The 20840-nt window shown below is 55.2% G+C and carries 21 protein-coding genes; 3 read left to right on the top strand and 18 right to left on the bottom strand.

The window, feature by feature from the left end; translation table 11 throughout:
- Position 1: 1 nt before the first annotated feature.
- Entirely contained in the window at positions 2-1471 is a 1470-nt protein-coding gene (gene xylB / locus LK04_RS05425) for a xylulokinase (RefSeq protein ID WP_039336459.1), read from the bottom strand.
- A gap of 10 nt (positions 1472-1481) precedes the next feature.
- Positions 1482-2870, bottom strand: coding sequence for a D-arabinitol 4-dehydrogenase (gene dalD / locus LK04_RS05420; protein WP_039336457.1), 1389 nt, complete (start codon positions 2868-2870; stop codon positions 1482-1484).
- Positions 2871-3064: 194 nt separating this feature from the next.
- Between dalD and LK04_RS05415 the strand changes: the two genes are divergently transcribed.
- Positions 3065-4012, top strand: coding sequence for a sugar-binding transcriptional regulator (locus LK04_RS05415; protein ID WP_039336455.1), 948 nt, complete (start codon positions 3065-3067; stop codon positions 4010-4012).
- A gap of 126 nt (positions 4013-4138) precedes the next feature.
- Here the strand turns inward: LK04_RS05415 and hisP are convergent, their stop codons facing one another.
- The 15 genes from hisP to LK04_RS05340 form a co-directional block, all read right to left on the bottom strand.
- Positions 4139-4912: a histidine ABC transporter ATP-binding protein HisP gene (hisP, locus tag LK04_RS05410; protein ID WP_039336453.1), complete on the bottom strand. Its 774-nt coding sequence runs from the start codon at positions 4910-4912 to the stop codon at positions 4139-4141.
- A gap of 8 nt (positions 4913-4920) precedes the next feature.
- Positions 4921-5637: an ABC transporter permease gene (locus LK04_RS05405; RefSeq protein WP_039336451.1), complete on the bottom strand. Its 717-nt coding sequence runs from the start codon at positions 5635-5637 to the stop codon at positions 4921-4923.
- Entirely contained in the window at positions 5634-6320 is a 687-nt protein-coding gene (locus LK04_RS05400) for a histidine ABC transporter permease HisQ (protein WP_039336449.1), read from the bottom strand. The genes LK04_RS05405 and LK04_RS05400 overlap by 4 nt, the downstream gene beginning before the upstream one ends.
- A gap of 192 nt (positions 6321-6512) precedes the next feature.
- Entirely contained in the window at positions 6513-7295 is a 783-nt protein-coding gene (gene argT, locus LK04_RS05395) for a lysine/arginine/ornithine ABC transporter substrate-binding protein ArgT (RefSeq protein ID WP_039336448.1), read from the bottom strand.
- Positions 7296-7570: 275 nt separating this feature from the next.
- The gene (locus LK04_RS05390; protein ID WP_039336446.1) at positions 7571-8140 is read right to left on the bottom strand and encodes a UbiX family flavin prenyltransferase; all 570 of its coding nucleotides are present in this window, start codon (positions 8138-8140) and stop codon (positions 7571-7573) included.
- A gap of 114 nt (positions 8141-8254) precedes the next feature.
- Positions 8255-9772 carry an amidophosphoribosyltransferase gene (purF, locus tag LK04_RS05385; protein WP_039336444.1) on the bottom strand — a complete coding sequence of 506 codons (1518 nt, stop codon included), beginning with the start codon at positions 9770-9772 and terminating at the stop codon, positions 8255-8257.
- Positions 9773-9808: 36 nt separating this feature from the next.
- Complete coding sequence (cvpA, locus tag LK04_RS05380; protein ID WP_034825265.1) at positions 9809-10294, bottom strand: colicin V production protein; 486 nt, start codon at positions 10292-10294, stop codon at positions 9809-9811.
- Between the two features lie 250 nt (positions 10295-10544).
- Positions 10545-11300, bottom strand: a complete 756-nt coding sequence (gene dedD, locus LK04_RS05375) for a cell division protein DedD (protein WP_059109771.1) — start codon at positions 11298-11300, stop codon at positions 10545-10547.
- A complete protein-coding gene (gene folC, locus LK04_RS05370) occupies positions 11290-12555 on the bottom strand; it encodes a bifunctional tetrahydrofolate synthase/dihydrofolate synthase (protein WP_039337190.1) in 1266 nt (421 codons plus the stop codon). Before folC ends, dedD begins: the two co-directional genes overlap by 11 nt.
- 67 nt (positions 12556-12622) lie before the next feature.
- Positions 12623-13531 carry an acetyl-CoA carboxylase, carboxyltransferase subunit beta gene (gene accD, locus LK04_RS05365; RefSeq protein ID WP_039337192.1) on the bottom strand — a complete coding sequence of 303 codons (909 nt, stop codon included), beginning with the start codon at positions 13529-13531 and terminating at the stop codon, positions 12623-12625.
- A 132-nt stretch (positions 13532-13663) separates the two neighbouring features.
- Positions 13664-14326 carry a DedA family protein gene (locus LK04_RS05360; protein WP_039337194.1) on the bottom strand — a complete coding sequence of 221 codons (663 nt, stop codon included), beginning with the start codon at positions 14324-14326 and terminating at the stop codon, positions 13664-13666.
- Positions 14327-14355: 29 nt separating this feature from the next.
- Positions 14356-15162 carry a tRNA pseudouridine(38-40) synthase TruA gene (gene truA, locus LK04_RS05355; protein WP_064511439.1) on the bottom strand — a complete coding sequence of 269 codons (807 nt, stop codon included), beginning with the start codon at positions 15160-15162 and terminating at the stop codon, positions 14356-14358.
- Positions 15162-16172 (bottom strand): aspartate-semialdehyde dehydrogenase, encoded by a 1011-nt coding sequence (locus tag LK04_RS05350; protein WP_039337196.1) that lies wholly within the window; start codon positions 16170-16172, stop codon positions 15162-15164. The genes truA and LK04_RS05350 overlap by 1 nt, the downstream gene beginning before the upstream one ends.
- A 102-nt stretch (positions 16173-16274) precedes the next feature.
- A complete protein-coding gene (gene pdxB / locus LK04_RS05345; RefSeq protein ID WP_039337198.1) occupies positions 16275-17399 on the bottom strand; it encodes a 4-phosphoerythronate dehydrogenase PdxB in 1125 nt (374 codons plus the stop codon).
- A 57-nt stretch (positions 17400-17456) separates the two neighbouring features.
- On the bottom strand, positions 17457-18236 hold the full coding sequence (locus tag LK04_RS05340; protein WP_039337200.1) for an AraC family transcriptional regulator: 780 nt from the start codon (positions 18234-18236) through the stop codon (positions 17457-17459).
- A 94-nt stretch (positions 18237-18330) separates the two neighbouring features.
- On the opposite strand from LK04_RS05340, the gene LK04_RS05335 reads away from it, so the two are divergent.
- Complete coding sequence (locus LK04_RS05335) at positions 18331-19236, top strand: DMT family transporter (RefSeq protein WP_039337202.1); 906 nt, start codon at positions 18331-18333, stop codon at positions 19234-19236.
- Between the two features lie 114 nt (positions 19237-19350).
- The gene (gene flk / locus LK04_RS05330) at positions 19351-20382 is read left to right on the top strand and encodes a flagella biosynthesis regulator Flk (RefSeq protein ID WP_039337204.1); all 1032 of its coding nucleotides are present in this window, start codon (positions 19351-19353) and stop codon (positions 20380-20382) included.
- Position 20383: 1 nt separating this feature from the next.
- Here flk and LK04_RS05325 read toward each other — a convergent pair whose 3' ends face one another.
- Entirely contained in the window at positions 20384-20827 is a 444-nt protein-coding gene (locus tag LK04_RS05325; RefSeq protein ID WP_039336073.1) for a rhodanese-like domain-containing protein, read from the bottom strand.
- Positions 20828-20840: the final 13 nt, after the last annotated feature.

Raw genomic sequence — 20840 nt, 5'->3', positions numbered from 1 at the left:
GTTATGCAGGCAGCAACTGGCGTACCCATTGCTGTTGAATGTAAAGTTCGCGGAACGCGCGCAAGCGCTGTTGCAATACCCCAGCTTGCGCCGTATCGGGCTGATAACGCGCTTGCACAGCCGGTTTCAGGCACACCTCTTGTTCATATCCGCCATCCGCCAGCCACGCCAGACGCGCGGCACCCAACGCGCCCGAAGCACTGGCTGGATGGGTCACTATCGGCAGTTGCAGCACATCAGCAATCAGTTGCGCCCAAAGCGTGCTGCGCGCGCCACCGCCGGTCAGGCTGCATTGTTGAATGTGATGCTGAGCATCACCCAACACAGCGAGACCATCCGCCAGTCCAAACGCCACGCCTTCAATCACGGCATAACCCAATAAGGCACGAGGGGTTTCGTGGCGCAGATTAAAGAAGGAACCGGATGCATCGGGATCGTTGTGCGGAGTCCGCTCACCGGAAAGGTAAGGCAGAAAAAGGGGGGCCTGGCGTCGCTGTTCAGCCGAGAGCTGTGCCATCTCCTCCATTAACTGACTTTCGCTGACCGCCAGCAGATTACATAGCCAGCGCAGGCAACTGGCTGCACTGAGCATCACGCTCATCTGATGCCAGCGTCCCGGCAGCGCATGGCAGAAAGCATGCACGCCGGATTGGGGATCGGCCTGTAAACGGTCATTCACCACGAAAATCACACCGGAGGTGCCCAACGAAATAAAAGCATCGCCGGGATTAACCGCCCCGACACCCACCGCGGATGCGGCATTGTCGCCACCACCGCCCGCCACCGTCACCGACGTGGATAAGCCCCACTCACTCGCCAACGCCGGTTTCAGACTGCCGCTGACGGCGCAGCCTTCCACCAGTTCTGGCATCTGTGCACGCGTCAGGCCGGTGATCGCCAGCAGTTCATCAGACCAGTCACGCTGCGCCACATCGAGCCACAGCGTGCCGGCGGCATCGGAAGGTTCACTGACAAAATGTCCGGTGAGACGCCAGCGCAGGTAATCCTTCGGCAACAACACCTTATCGATACGGCTAAAGATCTCTGGCTCCTGCTCTGCCACCCAGCGCAATTTTGGCGCGGTGAAACCCGGCATGATCATATTGCCGCTGATCGCCATCATCTGCGGATAGCACTTGCTTAGCACTTCACACTGCGCGGCACTGCGCGTGTCGTTCCACAAGATGCACGGACGCAGCACCTTGCCGTCAGCGTCCAGCAGCACCGCACCATGCATCTGGCCCGATAAGCCGATGGCGCGCACCGCTGACCATGCCGCCGGTGACTGCTGCCGTAAACCGGCCAGCACGTCGGTGCAAGCTTGCCACCAGCGTTCGGGATCTTGTTCTGCCCAATGAGGATGCGGGCGTTGCACACTCAAGGTTGCATGCTGTGATGCCACGATCTCACCCTGCGTGTTGATGATCAGAGCCTTGAGTTCAGAGGTGCCAATATCGATACCGAGATACATAATGCGCCCCTTACACCGCTGCCAGTTCGGGCTGTTTCAGCCACTGCTGCAACCCTTCGACACGGCGAGCAACCAGCGCGTGAAACGCCTTATCGTTGGCCAGCTCCGCAAACAGCGCGCTATCACTGAGGAAAGCCTGTAACGGTTCGCTGCTGGCGAACTGTTGACGCAGCGCATCCGCCTGAAGCGCACCGTCTTGATAGGTGTACGGCAAATCCTCATTGGCCCAGCGCTGCATAAACAGGAAGAACAGTGCTGGAATGGCTGCCGTTGCCGTGGGTTGCACACCACGCTGGTAGCACTCGCGCAGCGTCGGCGTCACCATGCCAGGAATCTTCGATAAGCCATCAGCGCCGACACGCTGATTGGTGTCTTTGATATAGGGATTGCTAAAGCGAGCCAGCACCACATCGCGGTAATCGGCCAGATCCAGAGGGCTGGGTGACAGTGAAGGGATCACATCCTGGGTCACATAGTCGTGTGCCAGTTGGTAAATCGCCGGATGGCGCGTGCTGTCATCGATATAGTTGAGACCGATCAGCGTGCCTGCCCAGGCAATCGCCGCATGGGTGGCATTGAGGATGCGGATTTTTGCCTCTTCCCAAGGCAGTACCGACTTCACCAGCTCCACACCGACGTTTTCGAGCGCCGGGCGACCCGCAATAAAGTCATCCTCGATCACCCACTGAATAAAGGATTCTGCCATCACTGCCGCACCATCCTGCTTACCGGTGGCGGCTTTTACTCGCTCCGCCACATCGGGTGTTGGGCGGGGTGTGATACGGTCCACCATAGTGTTCGGCGAAGTGGTGTGTGTACGCACCCATTCTGCCAGTGCGCTGTCGCCCTTGGCGGTCAGAAAGGCAAGGAACCCCTCACGGAAGCGTTCACCGTTGTGACGTAAATTGTCGCAGTTGAGCAGCGTCACTGCGGCACCGCCCTGCGCCACCCGCTGCGTCAGGATGCGGCTAAGTGCGCCATAAATCGTCCGAATATCGCCGCCGAGATCGGCCTGCACATCCGGCTGACTGAGATCCAGCTGGTGCTCTGGCGTCAGGTAATAGCCCGCTTCGGTCACGGTGAAACCAATCACGCGCGTTTCAGGCTGAGCGCCCTGCTGCACCAGCGCACTGATTTCGCTATCCCACGGCAGGATTTTGCGCAAAGAGGTGATGGTTTCATAAGCCCGTTCCCCTTCCGGCGTTACGGTTTCGAGTACGTACTCTCCTTGCTGTGCTGCAAGCTGGTTCAACAGCGGCACTGCATCATTGCGAATGTTACCTAGTGCAATGCTCCAACTGTCATCCCCCTGCTCACGCAGTTTGTGCAGATACCACGCCTGATGTGCCCGATGAAATGATCCCGCGCCGATGTGCATCCACACTGATTGATTGGTCATAATCGCCTCAATTAAACATTTGCCACAAGAAAGGGCATTTGCCCGATATCGCGTAGCATAGGCTGCCATCCGACGATCGATCTGCGAAGCGCATCACAATTAATACTTTTGCTCTTTTTTAGGGCTTTTGCTCAGTTAGTGCTTTTCGTCAAACACGCGCTAAGATGACGCATCAGTTTTAACGGAACCACGTAATGAGCAGAGAAGAGAAAAAACAGGAGCTGGCCGCACGTGCCGCGTGGATGTATTACGTGGCGGGCGTGACGCAACAGGAGATCGCTCAGGCATTAGGCATCTCACGCCAGGTGGCGCAGCGCCTGGTGTCTAGTGCGCGTGAGATGGGAATGGTGAGCGTGAAAATTGATCATCCTGTTACGCACTGTCTGCAACTGGCGCGTGAGGTGCAGGAGAAGTTTGCGCTGGATTTATGCCGGGTGGTGCCATCGGCGAACTTAAATGATGACGCCATTCAGCAGATGCTGGCCGTTGAAGGTGCGGCGGTGATGTCGCAGTTTATCAATGAGGAAGCGCCACAGGTGTTCGGTATTGGTTCTGGTAAAACCCTGCGCTCAATGATTGATGCGCTGCCATGGGTGGATCGCCCACAACATCAGTGCGTTTCCATGATTGGTGCGATCGCGCGCGATGATTCCGGCACACGTTACGACGTGCCGTTGAAGATGGCCGAGAAAATGCAGGGCAAATACTTTTTCATTCCTGCACCGCTGTACGCAGACACGCCGCAAGACAAGGCGATGTGGGTTCAGCATCAGGTGTATCAGCGCGTCACCGATCGTGCCTTGCAAGCAGATGTGGCGTTTGTTGGCATCGGTGAAGTGATGCCCGGCTGTCCGTTAAATGCCGAAGGATTTATCACCGATACCCAAGTGGAAGCGCTTAATGCGCGTGGAGTGGTAGGCGAGATGCTGGGGCATTTTTTCAACCAACAGGGTGAGCGAGTATGGGGAGAAACCGATGAGTTGCTCACCAGCGTCCTGCTTGAGAGTCAGACCGAGCGCAAAATTATCGGCTTCTCTGGCAGCGAGCGTAAGTACCCGGCGATTCGTGCTGCGTTACAGGGTGGCTGGGTGTCGGGATTGGTGACGGACGAGGATACAGCGCTGAAGCTATTGCGGGAGTGACTCATTGCGGCGAGACGGATCGGCGCGATTTATCACGCCGGTTTTCATGCCGGCACATCTGCCAGGTGCGCATAAATGCGCACCCTACGGGGCTGTAGGGTCGCCATTTATGGCGACCTGCTAGCATTATTTCAACGAGCCTTTCAGGAATTGCTGTAAACGTGGACTTTTCGGGTTGCCGAACAGTTCATCTGGCGAGCCCTGCTCTTCAATCTTGCCTTGATGCAGGAAAATCACATGATTGGAGACATGGCGCGCAAACTCCATTTCGTGCGTCACCACCACCATGGTTTTCCCCTCTTCGGCCAACTTCTGCATGATACGCAGAACCTCGCCCACTAACTCAGGATCAAGCGCAGAGGTCGGTTCATCAAACAGCAGCACCTCAGGTTCCATCGCCAGCGCACGAGCAATGGAGACACGCTGCTGCTGACCACCGGAAAGATGCACCGGATATTTGGCGCGCGCACGTTCGTCGATGCCCACTTTATCCAGATATTTAATCGCCCGCTCACGCGCTTCCGCTTTGCTCAGTCCCAGTACCTGAATAGGCGCTTCGGTGACGTTATCCAGCACCGTCATGTGGCTCCACAAATTGAAGTGCTGGAACACCATGGTCAGACGGGTACGCAGTGAGCGCAGTTGCTCTTTGTTAGAGACCTTCAGCTGGCCATCGGTGTCGCGCACCAGGTTGATCTGCTCATTGTTCACCGCAATGGTGCCTTCGCTCGGTTTCTCAAGGAAGTTAATGCAGCGTAAGAAGGTACTTTTCCCGGAACCGGACGAACCAATGATGCTGATCACATCGCCAGCATTGGCCTGCAGTGATACACCTTTCAGAACTTCGTGTTCACCGTAACGTTTGTGCAGTTCGGTCACGCTTAATTTGTTGTCAGCCATAGTGATACTCAATGCGATGAAGAAGGTTTCACGTGCGCCAGGAAGCGGCGTTCTGCTTTGCGGAACAGGCTAATCAGCACGTAAGAGATAATCAGATACAGCACCGCAGCGATGCCAAACGCGGTAAACGGCTGGTACGTTGCCGAGTTAATATCACGCGCGATTTTCAGCAGATCCGGCACCGTGGCGGTAAATGCCAGTGCGGTGGAGTGCAGCATCAGGATCACTTCATTACTGTAAGCCGGCAGTGCGGTACGCAGTGACGACGGCAGGATAATGCAACGGTACATTTTGAACGGTGAAAAGCCATAAGCACGGGCTGCTTCGATTTCACCGTGCGGCACAGCGCGAATCGCACCGGCAAAAATTTCAGTGGTGTAGGCACAGGTGTTTAAGGTAAAGGCCAGCAGCGTACAGTTTAGACCGCTACGGAAAAAGGCGTTGAGTAACTCCGAACCTTTGACCACTTCCAGCGTGTACATGCCGGAGTAGAACACCAGTAACTGTACGTAGAGCGGTGTACCGCGGAATACATAGGTGAACAGCCAGACAGGTGTCGAAATAAAGCGGTTCGGTGACACTCGGGCAATCGCCAGCAGCACCGCCATGGAACCCCCGATCACCACGGAGAGAATCAGCAACCACAGGGTAATGGCGACGCCAGTAAAACGGTAACCATCGGTCCAGAGCAGCTGTTTCCAATACTCTTGAATAATATCGATCATAGCTCTGCCCTTTTCACACCCACCGTGTAGCGACGTTCAAGCCACCACAGCACGCCGTTCGACAGCGTGGTAAACACCAGATAAATCACCCCCGCGACAATCGCGAAGTAGAACGGCTGCCAGGTACTTTTCCCTGCCAGCTGCGTGGCTTTCACCACGTCTTCCAGCCCCAGCAGCGAAACCAGCGCCGTGGCTTTAAGGATAACTTGCCAGTTATTGCCAATACCCGGCAGCGCGAAACGCATCATCGCCGGGAACAGAATGCGGCGGAAGGTTTGCGAACCGGTGAAACCGAAGGCGGTTGCCGCTTCGATCTGCCCTTTAGGCACGGCGAGAAATGCACCACGGAAGGTTTCGGTGAAGTAAGCGCCGTAAATAAAGCCCAGCGTGATGATACCGGCCACCATCGGGTCAATATCAAGCTGATCCATGCCTAACGCATCGGTCAGGGTGTTCAATGCGATCTGCAGTCCGTAGAAAATCAGCAGCATCAACACCAGGTCGGGAACCCCACGAATTAACGTGGTGTAGCCTTCGAAAATCATCGCCAGCAGGCGATTACGGGAGAGTTTGGCGCCAGCGCCAATCAAGCCGAGCACCACAGCCAGCACCACCGAGCTGAGTGCCAGCTCAAGGGTCACCAGGGTGCCTTTGAGGATTACTTCAGAATAGCCATACAGCATGGGTTCGATCCTGTCGTGAAGGAAAATAACAAACGCTGCCCAACTAACGGACAGTCCTGACCAGGATGTGAATCACAGGGTAGATGGCGGCAAGCGTATGAACCCCGGGAGTTTACATAAGTAAGCGCCCGGAGTGAATAGTTATGACCAACCCTGCTGCAAATCAATCATCAAGGTCAGAAAACAGGACAATTAATCGCCGTATACGTTGAAATCAAAGTACTTCTTAGCAATTTTGTCGTAGGTACCATCTTTACGCATGGCATCAAACGCTTTATCGATAGCGGCTTTCAAATCGGCATCATCTTTGCGCAGGCCCATACCGGTACCGACACCGAAGATTTTGTCATCTTTCACCGCTGGACCAGCAAACGCATAATCCTTACCGACAGGCTGTTTCAGGAAGCCTTCGCTCGCCTGCACTTCGTCCTGGAAGGCCGCATCAATACGACCCGCATTCAGATCCTGATACACCAGATCCTGGTTCGCGTAAGGAGTGACGGTGACGCCTTTTGGACGCCAGTTTTCATTGGCGTAAGTTTCCTGAGTGGTGCCCTGCAGCAGGCCAATGTTTTTGCCCTTCAAGGATTCAATGGTCGGTTGTAAATCTGACCCTTTTTTCGCGACTAAACGCGCGTTAGCTGCATACAGTTTTTCTGAGAAGGCGATCTCTTCCTGACGTTTCTCCGTGATAGAGAGAGAGGAGATGATGGCGTCAATTTTCTTCGCTTTCAGCGAAGGGATCAGCGCATCGAAATCACTTTCAACGTAATTGCATTTGGTATGGATACGCTTACAAATTTCGTTCGCCAGATCGATGTCAAAACCCACTAACTGGCCTTGCGCATTTTTGGATTCAAATGGCGGGTAAGTCGGGTCAGTCCCGATACGCAGCGTCTTCGGTACTGCAGCGAACACGCTCGCAGCGCTGGTCATTGCCAGCAGCAGGGAAAGAGCCAGAACTCGCTTTTTCATAGGTAACCCTCAAGTAAGTGCTTATTGTTATATGGTGCGTGATGTGTGTTTGCGCTGAATGATTTGCAGGTTTCATGCCAGTTATGCAAAACGGCGAAAGCCTGCTCAGGCGCACTAAATACCGCGCCTTTTAGCAGCGCAAGCACCTAGTTTGTGAGGGAAATATAACAGCGGCGTGAGGAAGAAAAAGCGACATTGTTAACTTTTGGTGCACAAGATGCACGAAGAGTGATCGGGCACGCGAATTTGCACACGCTTAGTGCAATATTGCACCATTATGCGCCATGCCAGCGGGTAAACAGGTCTTCAGGAAGCTCAATATCGAACTGATCGATAACGCGGTTGACCGTTTGATCAATCAGATCTTCAATGCGCTGCGGGCGATGATAGAAGGCAGGAACCGGAGGCATGATCATCGCCCCCATCTCGGCGGCGGTGGTCATCATGCGCAAATGGCCAAGGTGAAGCGGGGTTTCACGCACGCACAGGACTAGTTTTCGTTGCTCTTTGAGCACCACATCCGCTGCTCGCGTCAGCAGACTGTCGCTGTAGCTGTGCACAATGCCTGACAGCGTTTTCATTGAACAAGGCAGAATCGCCATGCCCAGCGTCTTGAACGATCCAGAAGAGATGCTGGAGGCAATATCACGCACATCATGCACTACGTCTGCCAGTGACTGAACATCACGCAAGCTGTAGTCGGTTTCCAGCGTCAGCGTTTGTCGTGCAGCAGGGCTCAGCACCAAATGGGTTTCCACATCAGCCACCGGTTGCAGCACCTGCAACAGTCGTACGCCGTAGATCGCGCCGCTGGCGCCGGAAATTCCAATGATGAGTCGTTTCATAATTCAGCCTTGCTATTCAGATTGCGGCAATGATAGCCGCTACCTGAGCAAAAATACAAAAACAAACAGGGCGGGATTGCGCCCGCCCTGTTTTATGTGTGCACTCCGAAGATATTAACCTTCGTTATGCAGCTCCAGCCCTTCCACTTCATTCTGGCGCTGAATCGCTTTCGCATCATCATTACGCAGTGACTGCAGGTACTCAAGGTACTGCTGGTCAACGTCTTTGGTCACATAGACGCCGTTGAACACCGAGCACTCAAACTGAGCAATATCCGGGTTCTCTTCGCGCACGGCTTCGATAAGATCATCCAGGTCCTGGAAAATCAATGCATCAGCTTTGATCAGCTGGCGAATCTCTTCCACTTCACGACCGTGAGCGATCAGTTCCGTGGCGCTCGGCATATCGATGCCGTAGACGTTCGGGAAACGAATTTCCGGTGCCGCTGACGCAAGGTAAACGCGTTTTGCACCCGCTTCACGTGCCATCTCAATGATCTGCTCTGAGGTGGTGCCACGGACAATTGAGTCATCGATCAACAGCACGTTCTTATCACGGAATTCTGCACGGTTGGCGTTCAACTTGCGGCGAATCGCGCTGCGGCGCTGATGCTGACCAGGCATAATGAAGGTGCGGCCAACGTAACGGTTTTTCACAAAGCCCTGACGATAAGGTTTGTCGAGGATGCGAGCGATTTCCAGCGCAGCATCGGTCGAGGTTTCCGGAATCGGGATCACCACATCGATATCCAGGTCTTCCCACTCGCGAGCAATTTTCTCGCCCAGCTTGGTGCCCATGCGCACGCGCGCGCTATAGACAGATACCTTATCCAGGAACGAGTCTGGACGAGCAAAATAAACGTACTCGAACAGGCACGGATTGGTTTTCGGATTCTCAGCACACTGACGTGTAGAGAGCTGACCTTGTTCGGTGATGTACACCGCTTCTCCCGGTGCCACATCGCGAATGAACTCAAAGCCCAGGGTATCCAGCGCGACACTTTCAGAGGCCACCATATATTCGGTGCGGCCATCTTCAATCACACGTTTGCCCAGTACCAGTGGACGAATACCGTTTGGATCGCGGAACGCGACCATACCGTGCCCGATGATCATCGAAACCACTGCGTAAGCGCCGCGCACATGCTGATGCACCGCCGCCACCGCAGCAAAAATGTTGTCAGCTTCCAGCGGGTAATGCTGAAAACGGTCCAGCTCCTGCGCAAAGATATTCAGCAGGATTTCAGAATCAGAGGTGGTGTTAACGTGACGGCGACCCACTTCAAACAGGTGTTTACGCAGCTCGTGCGCATTGGTGAGGTTACCGTTGTGCGCCAGCGTAATACCATAAGGGGAGTTGACATAGAATGGCTGTGCTTCAGAAGCACTGGAGCTGCCCGCCGTTGGGTAGCGAACGTGACCAATCCCGATGTTACCCTGCAAACGCTGCATGTGGCGTGCTTCGAAAACATCGCTCACCAAGCCGTTTGCTTTACGCAGACGAAAACAGTTAAGCGCATCGATGGTACAAATGCCGGCGGCATCTTGCCCGCGGTGCTGCAGCACCGTTAACGCGTCATAGATCGACTGGTTTACTGGCATAAAACCGGTGATACCAACAATACCGCACATGTTGTCATTTCCTCATTGGCCGCACTCCCGGTGGCGTTACCGGGGTATAAAACTGGACGTGCTTTTCAGGTAATCGAAAAACCACCTGATGATGTAACTGAACTGGGGAATGAGTTGCGACTGTTGCCAGTCCGGGCTTTTAGAAAAGCCGGTGAATGTATCGAGGAAGAAGAGCATAGCGGAAACAATCAGCACGCCACGCAACGCCCCGAAACAGACCCCCAACACCCTGTCGGTTCCCGACAAGCCAGTTTTTTCCACCAGCGAGCCGATCACATAGTTCACGATGGCACCCACAATCAGGGTGGCAACGAATAACACCGCGATAGCGATGCCGTTGCGAACCAGTTCGTCGTCAAAACCTGTAAACCAGACTGCAAGGTAGGTGTAGTAATGACTGGCGACAAAAAACGCGCATCCCCAGGTAACGAGAGATAAGGCTTCACGGACAAACCCACGAATCAGGCTGACCAGAGCCGAAAAACCAACTACCGCAATAATGACGTAATCAATCCAGATCATGAACTCTTCCAGCCCAGTGCTTATGCACCCCTGCATCCAGTTCGGGGCGCATTCTAACAGAAAAAGAAAACGTTTGCGTAGGGTTTTCCGGTTCTGCATCCATAAAAAAGGCGATGAAAAAAACTTTCTTCGCCCTGAGTGTCATCAGCGATTTAACTGACTGATATTTAATAATTTTATTGCAACATTTTGGCAAGCAGTGAATGCTTTACCGCGCCTTTTACTGCTATCGGCGCGGCTTATCAAGCCATTAACGCGTACCATACGGTTTAACCACACCACCGAGGCCTGAAATGCTTTGTAGCTCGCTCAGTGAACTCTGAAGCTTCGCTTTTGACGCATCCGGTCCCACGTAAATTCGGGTGATTTGTCCCTGCACCGGCGTTGACGGCACGGTAAAGGCGCGATAGCCCGAGAGACGCAGCTGCGCCACGATCTCGCTCACCTTGGCCGCATTCTTCAGCGCGCCGAGTTGCACCACATACGCCTGGCCTGCAGGCGCCGCTTCCGGCTCACTCTGCTTCGGCGTTTCAACCGCTTTCGGCTGCTCAACCGGCTTCGGTTGCTCTACCGGTTTCGGTTTTACCTGCTCGACAGGTTTTGGCTTCGGCTGTTCTACTGGCTTCGGCTTGGGTTGTTCAATCGGTTTGGGCTTCGGTTGCTCAACCGGCTTCACCTGCTGATGCACCGGCGGTGGCGTCACCAGCGTCGGCTCACTGTTCTGCGCAGGCTGGGCACTGCCGTTGCTGGCATTACCCGTGGCTTTCGCATTCTCCGGATTCTGTGCCGCGCCGGCGCCTTCTGGCGGTTGCGCAGGCAACGGTTGCGTGACCGGCGGTACCATTTCGCTGTCTTGCTGATCGTCAGGTTTGGGCACCAGCGGGATCGCCGCAAACTCTTCCTTGTAGTGTTTTTTCTTGCCGTCCAACAGGCCCGGCAACACAATGACGCCAATCGCAACCAGAATAACGGTCCCGACTAAGCGATTTTGAAACTTACTTGCCACTGCCGTTCTCCGCTGCCATCGATTCCATAACCTGTGCGACGGTGTGGAAAGATCCGCACACCAGAATCACATCCTCAGGCGCTGCTTGCAGGCGCGCTGCTTGCCATGCCGCATCCACATGCGTGAACGCTTTACCTGCATCAAGATGCGCAATCAACTCATCGGCTGTTGCACCGCGTGGACCATCAAGTGGCGCGCAGTACCAGCTGTCCACCTGTGGCGACAATGCCGCCAGGGTGCCAGCGATATCTTTGTCGTGCAGCATGCCGACCACCGCCAGGACTTTCCCGCGCTTTGGCAGTTCAGCCAACCGTGAAGCCAGATAATAAGCGGCATGTGGATTGTGCGCCACATCGAGGATCACGCGCGGTGATTCGCTCACGGTCTGGAAGCGGCCCGGCAGAATCGCTAATGGCAGATGTTCGCGGATCACTGCCTCACTGACATTCAGACCAGAGGCGCGTAACGCCGTCAGTGCCGTTGCCGCGTTAGGCAGCGGTACCTGTGGCAATGGCAGGTCGCGCAACTCACCGTGCGCATCCTGTAGCGTCCAGCTGTTTTCCTGTTTTTGCCACTGCCAGTCGCGATTGATTTGCAGCAGCTGTGCGCCCTTCTCTGCGGCCACCTCTGCAATGGTGTGCGGCATATCAGGCTCACCCACTACCGCAGGCTTACCAGCGCGGAACACACCCGCTTTTTCACGTCCGATACTCTCGCGATCCGGCCCCAGCCAGTCAGTGTGATCCAGGGCAATACTGGTGATAACCGCAACATCAGCATCGACAATATTGGTGGCATCCAGACGTCCGCCCAGCCCGACTTCCAGGATCACCACATCAAGGTTGGCATCGCGAAACAGATTGAGTGCCGACAGCGTACCAAATTCGAAATAGGTCAGCGAAGTGTCACCGCGCCCGGCTTCGATGCTGGCGAAACTGGCGCTGTGCAGCGCTTCATCCAGCTCAGCGCCCTGCACACGTACACGCTCGGTGTAGCGCACCAGATGCGGCGAACTGTAAACACCCACACGGTATCCCGCGGCCATCAACAAGGTTTCCAGCGTACGACAGGTGGTGCCTTTGCCGTTAGTGCCGGCGACGGTGAAGATAAACGGAGCGGGTTTGAGTAAATCGAGGCGTGCAGCAACGCGTTGAATACGGTCCAGACCCAGTTCGATGGCCTGCGAATGAAGATGTTCTAGATAATGAAGCCACGTGGCCAAAGGCGACGTGGCTTGGGGAAGAGTCTTGTCCATGTGTCCCGTTAACTGATTGACGGTGCATTGGTGAAAAGGCGCATAGATGCGCCTTTTCGTTGCCTGATCAGGCCTCGTTGCTCTCCGGCTCAGCCGTCGTTGGCTGATCACCATCCTGCAGCGGCGCTGGCAGGTTCATCATTTTCGCCAGCAGGCTTGCCAGCTTAAAGCGCATTTCCGGACGACGGATGATCATGTCGATCGCGCCTTTCTCAATCAGGAACTCACTGCGCTGGAAGCCCGGCGGCAGTTTTTCGCGCACGGTCTGCTCAATGACGCGTGGACCCGCAAAGCCGATCAGGGCTTTCGGTTCTGCGACGTTCAGATCGCCTAACATCGCGAAGCTGGCTGAAACACCGCCCATGGTTGGGTCAGTCAGCACGGAGATGTACGGCAAGCCGCGCTCCTGCATTTTCGCCAAGGCTGCGCTGGTTTTCGCCATCTGCATCAGCGACTGTAACGCTTCCTGCATACGCGCACCGCCACTGGCTGAGAAGCAAATCAGTGGGCAGTTATCTTCCAGTGCTTGTTCAACGCCACGCACAAAGCGCGCGCCAACCACAGAACCCATCGAGCCGCCCATAAAGGAGAACTCGAAAGCTACAGCCACCACCGGCATACCATGCAGTGTGCCTTTCATGGTGATCAATGCATCTTTTTCACCGGTATCTTTCTGCGCGGCAACCAGACGATCTTTGTACTTCTTAGAATCGCGGAACTTCAGCAGATCCTTCGGTTCCAGCTCGCTGCCTAACTCAACCAGAGAACCTTCGTCCAGCATGCTGTGCAAACGCTCACGGGCGTGCATACGCATGTGGTGGTCGCACTTCGGGCAGACCTCAAGGTTACGCTCCAGCTCGGCGCGGTACAGCACCTGGCCGCAGCTATCGCATTTGGTCCAGACCCCTTCCGGGATACTGGCTTTGCGCGTTGGCGTGGTGGTGCTTTTATTCAGTATGCGTTCAATCCAGCTCATTGATGACCTTTCTGTTTAATGCTGACCTGGTCCAGTCTTCTTGTGGCTGCCGAAATCACCTTCAGCAGGCCGTAAATGTCGCTCATTAAACCACAACCCGTTCTCGCTGTGGACAAAAATCTGGTAACAGGCTTACTGTGGCTTCTGCTGACGCGCCTGGCGGCGATGACGCCACACTTCAATCACGCCTGGCAGTATTGAGACCACAATAATGCCCACAATCAGCAGCTTCAGGTTCTCTTGCACCACCGGCAAGTCGCCAAACAGGTAACCGGCGTAGGAGAAGAGCAGTACCCATAGCAGCGCACCCGTTACGTTGAAGAGCGCGAAGTGGCGATAAGACATGTGTCCCATCCCTGCCACAAAGGGGGCAAAGGTTCGCACGATTGGTACAAAGCGCGCAAGTATAATGGTTTTGCCACCGTGGCGATCGTAGAACGCGTGGGTTTTATCCAGGTAGCTACGACGGAAAATTTTTGAGTTCGGGTTACTGAACAGCTTCTCACCGAACAACCGACCAATAGTGTAGTTCACCGCATCGCCGAGGATGGCGGCGATCACCAGCAGCGTCACCATTAAATGCACATTGAGATCGTTGCCCGGCAGTGCGGCCAAGGCACCGGCCACAAACAGCAGGGAATCCCCTGGCAGGAAAGGCGTGACCACTAAGCCGGTTTCACAGAACAGAATCAGGAACAGAATGGCGTAAATCCAGATGCCGTACTGCGCCACGAGTTCGGCTAAATGCACATCAATATGCAGAATAAAATCAATAACGAAGTGGATAAACTCCATACGGCTCCCCTACATCCTTCAATTAACAGTTAATCCGCGAGGAACAAGGGTCCCAGCGCAGGCTGAGGTAACGCAAAATGGGATGGATAATCCACCGCCACCAAATACAACCCTTCTGCTTTAGCGGTTGCTGCCGCAAGAGTGCGATCTTTTGCTGCCAGCAACTCAGCCATCCAATTCTCAGGCTTGTTGCCACAACCAATTTCCATCAGGCTGCCGACGATATTGCGCACCATGTGATGCACAAAGGCGTTGGCTTTGATATCGACAATCACATACGGCCCCTGACGCGTGACGTTGAGGTGCATCACATTGCGCCACGGTGTGCGTGACTGGCACTGCACGGCTCGGAACGAGGTGAAATCGTTCTCGCCGATCAAACACTGCCCTGCACGCTGCATTTTTTCTGCATCCAGCGGATGATAAAAATGGGTGATACCGTTGCCCAGAATCGCAGGGCGCAGCCGCTGGTTGAAAATCACGTAGCGATAGCGACGCGCAGTGGCACTGAAACGCGCGTGGAACTCATCGGGCACTTCTTTGACCCAACGCACCGCAATGTCATCCGGCAAATTGGCGTTGGCGCCCAGCGTCCAGGCACCGTCAGCACGCTGAGAGGTGGTTTCAAAATGCACCACCTGCCCGGTTCCATGCACACCCGCATCGGTGCGTCCGGCGCAGAATACGACCACCGGATGATTCGCCACTTTCGACAGCGCTTTTTCTAACTTTTCCTGCACGCTGCGCACTTCATTCTGTCGCTGCCAACCGTAATAACGGCTGCCATCGTACTCAATGCCTAACGCCAGCTTAATGGTCTTAGCTTCAGACAACATTAATAGAAATACTCCTGCACCAATTTCTCAGCGGTTTTCACGGCCATCAATGCGCCGCCGAAGCGGATGTTGTCCGCCACTGACCAGAACTGCAGCAGTTCAGGCACGCCGTAATCGTTACGAACGTTGCCAATGCTCAGTGCATCGCTGCCCGATGCATCGCTGACCGGGGTTGGGTACTCACCGTCTTCGCTCAAATTGATGTCTTCAGCGCGGGCCAGCTCGTCACGTGCTTCTTCTGCTGACAGTGGGCGCAGATTTTCGATGTGCACCAGCTGTGCGCTACCGTAGAACACCGGTGCCTGCACGCTGCTGACCGCAATCGGTAAACCTTCGTCCTGCAACACTTTACGCACCTGATCCACCAGTCGACGTTCACTCTCTACGCTGCCATTGTTGTCTGCCAACTGTGGCAACAAGTTGAACGCCAGCTGGCGGCCAAAGTAGTGTTCATCAGCGGGGATGCCGTTCAGCAAACGCGCGCTCTCACCGGCCAGGCCATCAACCGCAGCTTTACCATGGCTGGAGACAGACATCAGGTTGGTGACCTGTAAACGGCTTAAACCGGCGCTATCCACCAGCGGTTTGATCGCGCTCAGCAACTGACTGACCAGCGCATCTGCCACTGTCACAATATTACGATTGCGATAGTCGGCCAGCACCTGCGGATTGACATCCGGCACCACCAGCGGCACATCCGGCTCCAGCGCGAACAGGTCGCTGCTGTCGATCACCAGACAACCCTGGCTCGCGGCTTCATCCGCATAACGTGCTGAGGCTTCACGCCCAGCAGCGAAAAATGCCAGCTGTGCCTGGGTCCAGTCGAACTCGGCGGCATCCTGCACCCGCAGGGTACGACCATCAAAACGTACACTCTCACCGGCGCTGTTTTCACTCGCCAGCAGATGCAATTCACCAACCGGGAACTGGCGTTCTGCCAGCAATTCCAGTACAGCGTTCCCTACTGCGCCTGTTGCGCCCAGTAGCGCGATATTCCAGCCGTCAGACATGTTGGTTTACTCCAGACAATGACACAAAAAATTGAGGCGGTGACATCACCGCCTGACATTTAAGACTTTTCCCGCGCGAAAACGCAGGGGATTGATTTAACTTTACAAACTGGCGCGAAAACCGAGTTTTTCCAGCATGGCAGCCGCGTCGGCGTCATCGCATTTCACCTGCAGCGAGGACCACTCACGGCGCTCTTCATACTGCTTGCGCAGGCGGTCAAACTCACCTGGCTGCGCGGCCACTTTCCGTAGTGGGGCATCATCGCGGCGCACATCATACACCAGATGCACCAGTCGTTTCAGCGTAGGCTGATCGAGCTTACCGTGCAGCGTGAGGGTGCCAAACTCGGGTGCAGGCAGCAGACTCTCCAGCGCCACCTGTTGGGGCTGGCCGATAAAGTCACACCAGGCTTCGAATACCTGCGTGGTTCCGCGCGCTTTCCCTTCCAGGGTATAGCCTGCAATATGGGCCGTGGCGATATCCACTTTATCCAGCAGATCCAGATTCAGATCCGGCTCTGGCTCCCACACATCCAGCACCACGCTCAGATCGCTGCGCAGCTTGAGCACTTCCAATAAGGCGGCGTTATCCACCACCGGGCCACGACAGGCGTTGATCAGGATGGTGTTCGGTTTTAACGCCATCAACAGCGCCATGTCCGCCAGATGCCAGCTTTTGTAGGGACCATCTTTAAACAGTGGCGTGTGGAACGTCAGGATATCGGCCTGTGCCACCACTTCATCAAGCGAATGGAATTCCTCTTGATCGCCGCGATCGGCACGTGGTGGATCGCACAGCAAGGTCTTCACGCCCCAGGCGGCAAGGCGTTTTTGCAAGCGCCCACCGACATTCCCAACGCCGACAATGCCGACGGTACGATCGCGCAACTCAAAACCATCACGCTCAGCCAATAGCAATAAAGAAGAGAATACATACTCCACCACGGCAATGGCGTTGCAGCCCGGCGCGGCAGAGAAGGCAATGCCTGCCGCCGCCAGCGATGCGTCATCAATATGGTCAGTGCCTGCCGTCGCGGTACCGACAAATTTCACCGGCGTGCCCGCCAGCAGTGCCGCATTGACTTTGGTGACGGAACGCACCATCAGTCCGCTGGCATCCTGTAATTCCGCTTCCGGTAATGGTCGACCCGGTACCGCCAGCACATCACCGGTACGGCTGAACAGTTCACGGGCGTAAGGCATATTTTCATCGACGAGAATTTTCACTGCGGCGGTCCTGTCATATTGAAATAAACGGGGCGTATTTTGTCACAAAGTCCGGGATTAGCCTAACCGGCTGCGATAGCGATCGGGCGTAGTCCCCGCCTGCTGTTGAAACATCACTATCAGCGCGGATGCCGAACTGTAACCGAGTTCATGTGCGATCCCCTGCACGCTACAACCTTGCTCAAGAAGCGCAATCGCGCGCAGAAAACGTAAACGCTGCCGCCATTCGCTGAACGACATGTTCAGTTGCTGTTGGCAACGCCGCGCCAGCGTACGCTCGGTGGTAAATACGCGCTTCGCCCATTGTGCCAGCGTGGTGTTATCGCCGGGGTTATCCTCCAGCGCGCGGAGAATCGGCGCGAGAAATTTGTCATCCGATAACGGTAAATAACTGGTGTGCACGGGCGCTAAACCCAGGCGATCGATCAGTACCTCGCACAATCGCCAGTCGGCTTCGGTCTGAGGCTGTTCCAGCGAGCGCCGTGCAAAGTCGTTCATAATGGCGTGCACAATAGCATCAACGTTAAGCAAACAGGCTTTTGCCGGCAGGTCATGGCAAAGTTCAGCGGCAATGTTCAAGGTGCGAAAATGCGCGGTGTCATGGTTATAGCTACTGTGGCGATGGGTCGGTGGGATCCAGATCGGCATATCTGAAGGGGCTAACAAGCGCTCACCCTCCACTTCTATCTCCATGACGTGGCGGGTGACAAAAATCACCTGCCCCCAGTCGTGAGCATGTGGAAGATACTCGGTCTTCGCACTGGCTTCGTCATAACGCATAAAGAAGCGCAGCATCGGTGCATCAATGGGCGCCTGATACTCGATCTGTAAATTCATTCTGTCCGGTCATTAACGAATATTGTCCGATTTTAACTATCTGGTTTAAACCGGTCAAACGTAAACTATTCGCAATTATTTCAGGAGCCGTACGATGAATTTACTCTTCCCGCTAATTGCGGTGTTGATCTGGTCGATCAACACCATCGTCAGCAAACTCTCTGCCGGGAGCATCGATCCTGCCGCCATTTCATTCTATCGCTGGTTGCTGGCGCTGGTGGTGTTGGCACCGTTCTGCTTGCCCGGTGTCTGGCGTCATCGACAGACCATTCGTGCGAATGTGTGGCGCTTACTGGTCCTCGGCCTGCTGGGTATGGTGCTGTATCAGAGTCTTGCCTACTATGCAGCGCACAGCGTGTCAGCGGTGATGATGGGCATTTTGGGAGCCACCATCCCATTGTTAACCATCTTGCTCAGTGTGTTCGTGCTGCGCCTTGCACCCACGCGTGGGATTTTGATCGGCGGCCTGCTGTCATTTGTTGGCTTGGTGTGGCTGGTCAGTGAAGGCAACCCTGCCCAGCTTCTGAATCAACGTCTCGGCAACGGGGAGTTAATGATGCTGGCGGCCTCTACTTCGTACGCGCTCTATGGTGTACTCACCAAGCGCTGGGCGATCCCGCTGCCCACCTGGCAAAGTCTCTACGTGCAGATCTTCTTTGGCGTGTTGCTGCTATTGCCGGGATTCCTGCATGCACCAGACGTCACGTTGAATATGCATAATATTCCGCTGGTGCTGTTTGCAGGGCTGTTTGCTTCTATTGTCGCGCCATTCCTGTGGATCCTTGGCGTACAACGGCTCGGTGCCAGCACCACCAGCATCTTTATGAATTTCGTACCGGCCTTTACGGCAATTATCGCCGTGCTGTTCCTGCATGAACAGTTGCATGCCTATCACTGGGTGGGCGGCGGCATGACGTTAGTCGGCGTGATTCTGGCGCAACGCCTGAAAACCCCACTGCGCAAGCCGCGTGAAGCCACAATTCCCGATACCGCTGCCTGATTTTATTGTCCTGAAAGGCCGCAGCCCCCGTGGATTTCCCGGGGGCTTTTGTTATCATATGGCCTCTTTTTTCCGGCGCACCCGGATCTGACCTCGTTTTTCAAGGATTCCGCCATGCAACCTCTCAGCGGTCCCGGTGTGCCTGCGGGCGATCGTTCAACGCTCACTAACGCAACTGGCCCAACACGTCCTGGCGGACCGGCGGGCGAACAGCCTCTCTCCCCTGCTCAGCGCACGACGCTGGAACGTCTGATTGTTCGCATCATGTCTCTCAGCACACTGAAAGCGCCGGAGCTGTGGGCAGGCGTGCGCCACGAAGTGGGCGTGAAGAACGATGCAGAACTGCAATCGCGTCATTTCCCTGCCGCTGAACAGCATCTGAATGGACGTTTAACGCAGGTGCAGAACAGCCTGGCCACGCGCCAGTTATTGCAGCAGCTGTTAGAAAAACTGCCGCAGGGCAATAATCGTCAGGCCGTCAGTGACTTCATTCGCCAGCAATTTAACCAAACTGTGTTAAGTGCGCTGTCGCAGGATCAACTGCGTCAGGTGTTGACGATGCTGCAAAATGGCCAGATGGCGATCCCACAGCCTCAGCAGACGCGCGTCTCGGATCGCACCTTGCTGCCGGCCGAACAGCAGTCACTCAATCAGCAGGTCACACGCCTTGCCGCGACCACCGGCGAGTCGCCAGTCAAACTGCTGGCTGATACCTTAAAACTGGTCAATCTAAAAAGTGGCGATCCCATTCCCTCACGCCACTTCCCACTGCTGACCCAGTATCTTCAGGTGCGTCAAACGCTGAGCCAGCACCATGCGCCGACGCTGCAATTGCTGGAAAGCTCGCTGAAACAGCCGCTGACCCACGACGAACAACGAATGCTGGAGGACTACAGCCAGCAGCGTTTCCAGGCCACGCCGCAGACGGTACTGACGCCGGCACAAGCGCAAGATCTGCTCAATGTGCTGTTCAGCCGCCGCGTAGAGAAGACGCTGGAGCAACCGCACGCCGCCAGCGAATTACGCCCTCAGCCCATCTGGTCACCTTGGGTTGAAATGCTGCCGCGACCGTTGGCCCAGCGTCCGGCATTAACATTGATCCTCGGACTGGCGCTGTTTTTCTTTTTGCTGTGGCTGTTGCTGTAACTTAACAGCCGCAGTGTGCGCCGGGAGTGGCTTGCGGCCATTCACCCGGTGCCGCGCCCCACGTCAACGGGTGCCCATCGCGCTTCCAGAAATCCAACCCGCCGATCAGCTCCTTGACCTGAAAACCCAGTGACGCCAGTTTCAGTGCGGCTTTGGTCGATCCATTGCAGCCAATGCCATCGCAATAGGTGATGTAAACCTTGCTGCGATCCAGCTGCGCAGTCGACTCGGCATTCATGGTGCGATGGGGAAATGAGATAGCCCCCGTGATATGCCCCGCCTGATAAACCTCCTCGGAGCGTGCATCAATCACCACGATTGCCGAATTACCTAAAGCCAAATCTTCTGCCAGATCCCAGGCATCGGTGTAATAACTCAGTTTGTGCTGCAAATAGGCCAGGCTTTCTGCCGGGCTGGCTGCGGGAACATGTAATACCGATGACATCGTATTCTCCTGT

The sequence above is a fragment of the Pantoea vagans genome, assembly GCF_001506165.1.
Lineage (GTDB): Bacteria > Pseudomonadota > Gammaproteobacteria > Enterobacterales > Enterobacteriaceae > Pantoea > Pantoea vagans_C.
This window is presented reverse-complemented; position numbering and strand designations above follow the sequence as displayed.

What these genes read in the sequence shown, in the direction of transcription:
- LK04_RS05405 (WP_039336451.1), bottom strand. Translation starts at nt 5,637, where the DNA reads ATGATCGATATTATTCAAGAGTATTGGAAACAGCTGCTCTGGACCGAT.
- flk (WP_039337204.1), top strand. Translation starts at nt 19,351, where the DNA reads ATGCAACCTCTCAGCGGTCCCGGTGTGCCTGCGGGCGATCGTTCAACG.
- truA (WP_064511439.1), bottom strand. Translation starts at nt 15,162, where the DNA reads ATGTTGTCTGAAGCTAAGACCATTAAGCTGGCGTTAGGCATTGAGTAC.
- accD (WP_039337192.1), bottom strand. Translation starts at nt 13,531, where the DNA reads ATGAGCTGGATTGAACGCATACTGAATAAAAGCACCACCACGCCAACG.
- xylB (WP_039336459.1), bottom strand. Translation starts at nt 1,471, where the DNA reads ATGTATCTCGGTATCGATATTGGCACCTCTGAACTCAAGGCTCTGATC.
- purF (WP_039336444.1), bottom strand. Translation starts at nt 9,772, where the DNA reads ATGTGCGGTATTGTTGGTATCACCGGTTTTATGCCAGTAAACCAGTCG.
- cvpA (WP_034825265.1), bottom strand. Translation starts at nt 10,294, where the DNA reads ATGATCTGGATTGATTACGTCATTATTGCGGTAGTTGGTTTTTCGGCT.
- dalD (WP_039336457.1), bottom strand. Translation starts at nt 2,870, where the DNA reads ATGACCAATCAATCAGTGTGGATGCACATCGGCGCGGGATCATTTCAT.
- LK04_RS05350 (WP_039337196.1), bottom strand. Translation starts at nt 16,172, where the DNA reads ATGTCTGACGGCTGGAATATCGCGCTACTGGGCGCAACAGGCGCAGTA.
- LK04_RS05340 (WP_039337200.1), bottom strand. Translation starts at nt 18,236, where the DNA reads ATGAATTTACAGATCGAGTATCAGGCGCCCATTGATGCACCGATGCTG.
- LK04_RS05390 (WP_039336446.1), bottom strand. Translation starts at nt 8,140, where the DNA reads ATGAAACGACTCATCATTGGAATTTCCGGCGCCAGCGGCGCGATCTAC.
- LK04_RS05335 (WP_039337202.1), top strand. Translation starts at nt 18,331, where the DNA reads ATGAATTTACTCTTCCCGCTAATTGCGGTGTTGATCTGGTCGATCAAC.
- hisP (WP_039336453.1), bottom strand. Translation starts at nt 4,912, where the DNA reads ATGGCTGACAACAAATTAAGCGTGACCGAACTGCACAAACGTTACGGT.
- folC (WP_039337190.1), bottom strand. Translation starts at nt 12,555, where the DNA reads ATGGACAAGACTCTTCCCCAAGCCACGTCGCCTTTGGCCACGTGGCTT.
- argT (WP_039336448.1), bottom strand. Translation starts at nt 7,295, where the DNA reads ATGAAAAAGCGAGTTCTGGCTCTTTCCCTGCTGCTGGCAATGACCAGC.
- LK04_RS05325 (WP_039336073.1), bottom strand. Translation starts at nt 20,827, where the DNA reads ATGTCATCGGTATTACATGTTCCCGCAGCCAGCCCGGCAGAAAGCCTG.
- LK04_RS05415 (WP_039336455.1), top strand. Translation starts at nt 3,065, where the DNA reads ATGAGCAGAGAAGAGAAAAAACAGGAGCTGGCCGCACGTGCCGCGTGG.
- LK04_RS05360 (WP_039337194.1), bottom strand. Translation starts at nt 14,326, where the DNA reads ATGGAGTTTATCCACTTCGTTATTGATTTTATTCTGCATATTGATGTG.
- LK04_RS05400 (WP_039336449.1), bottom strand. Translation starts at nt 6,320, where the DNA reads ATGCTGTATGGCTATTCTGAAGTAATCCTCAAAGGCACCCTGGTGACC.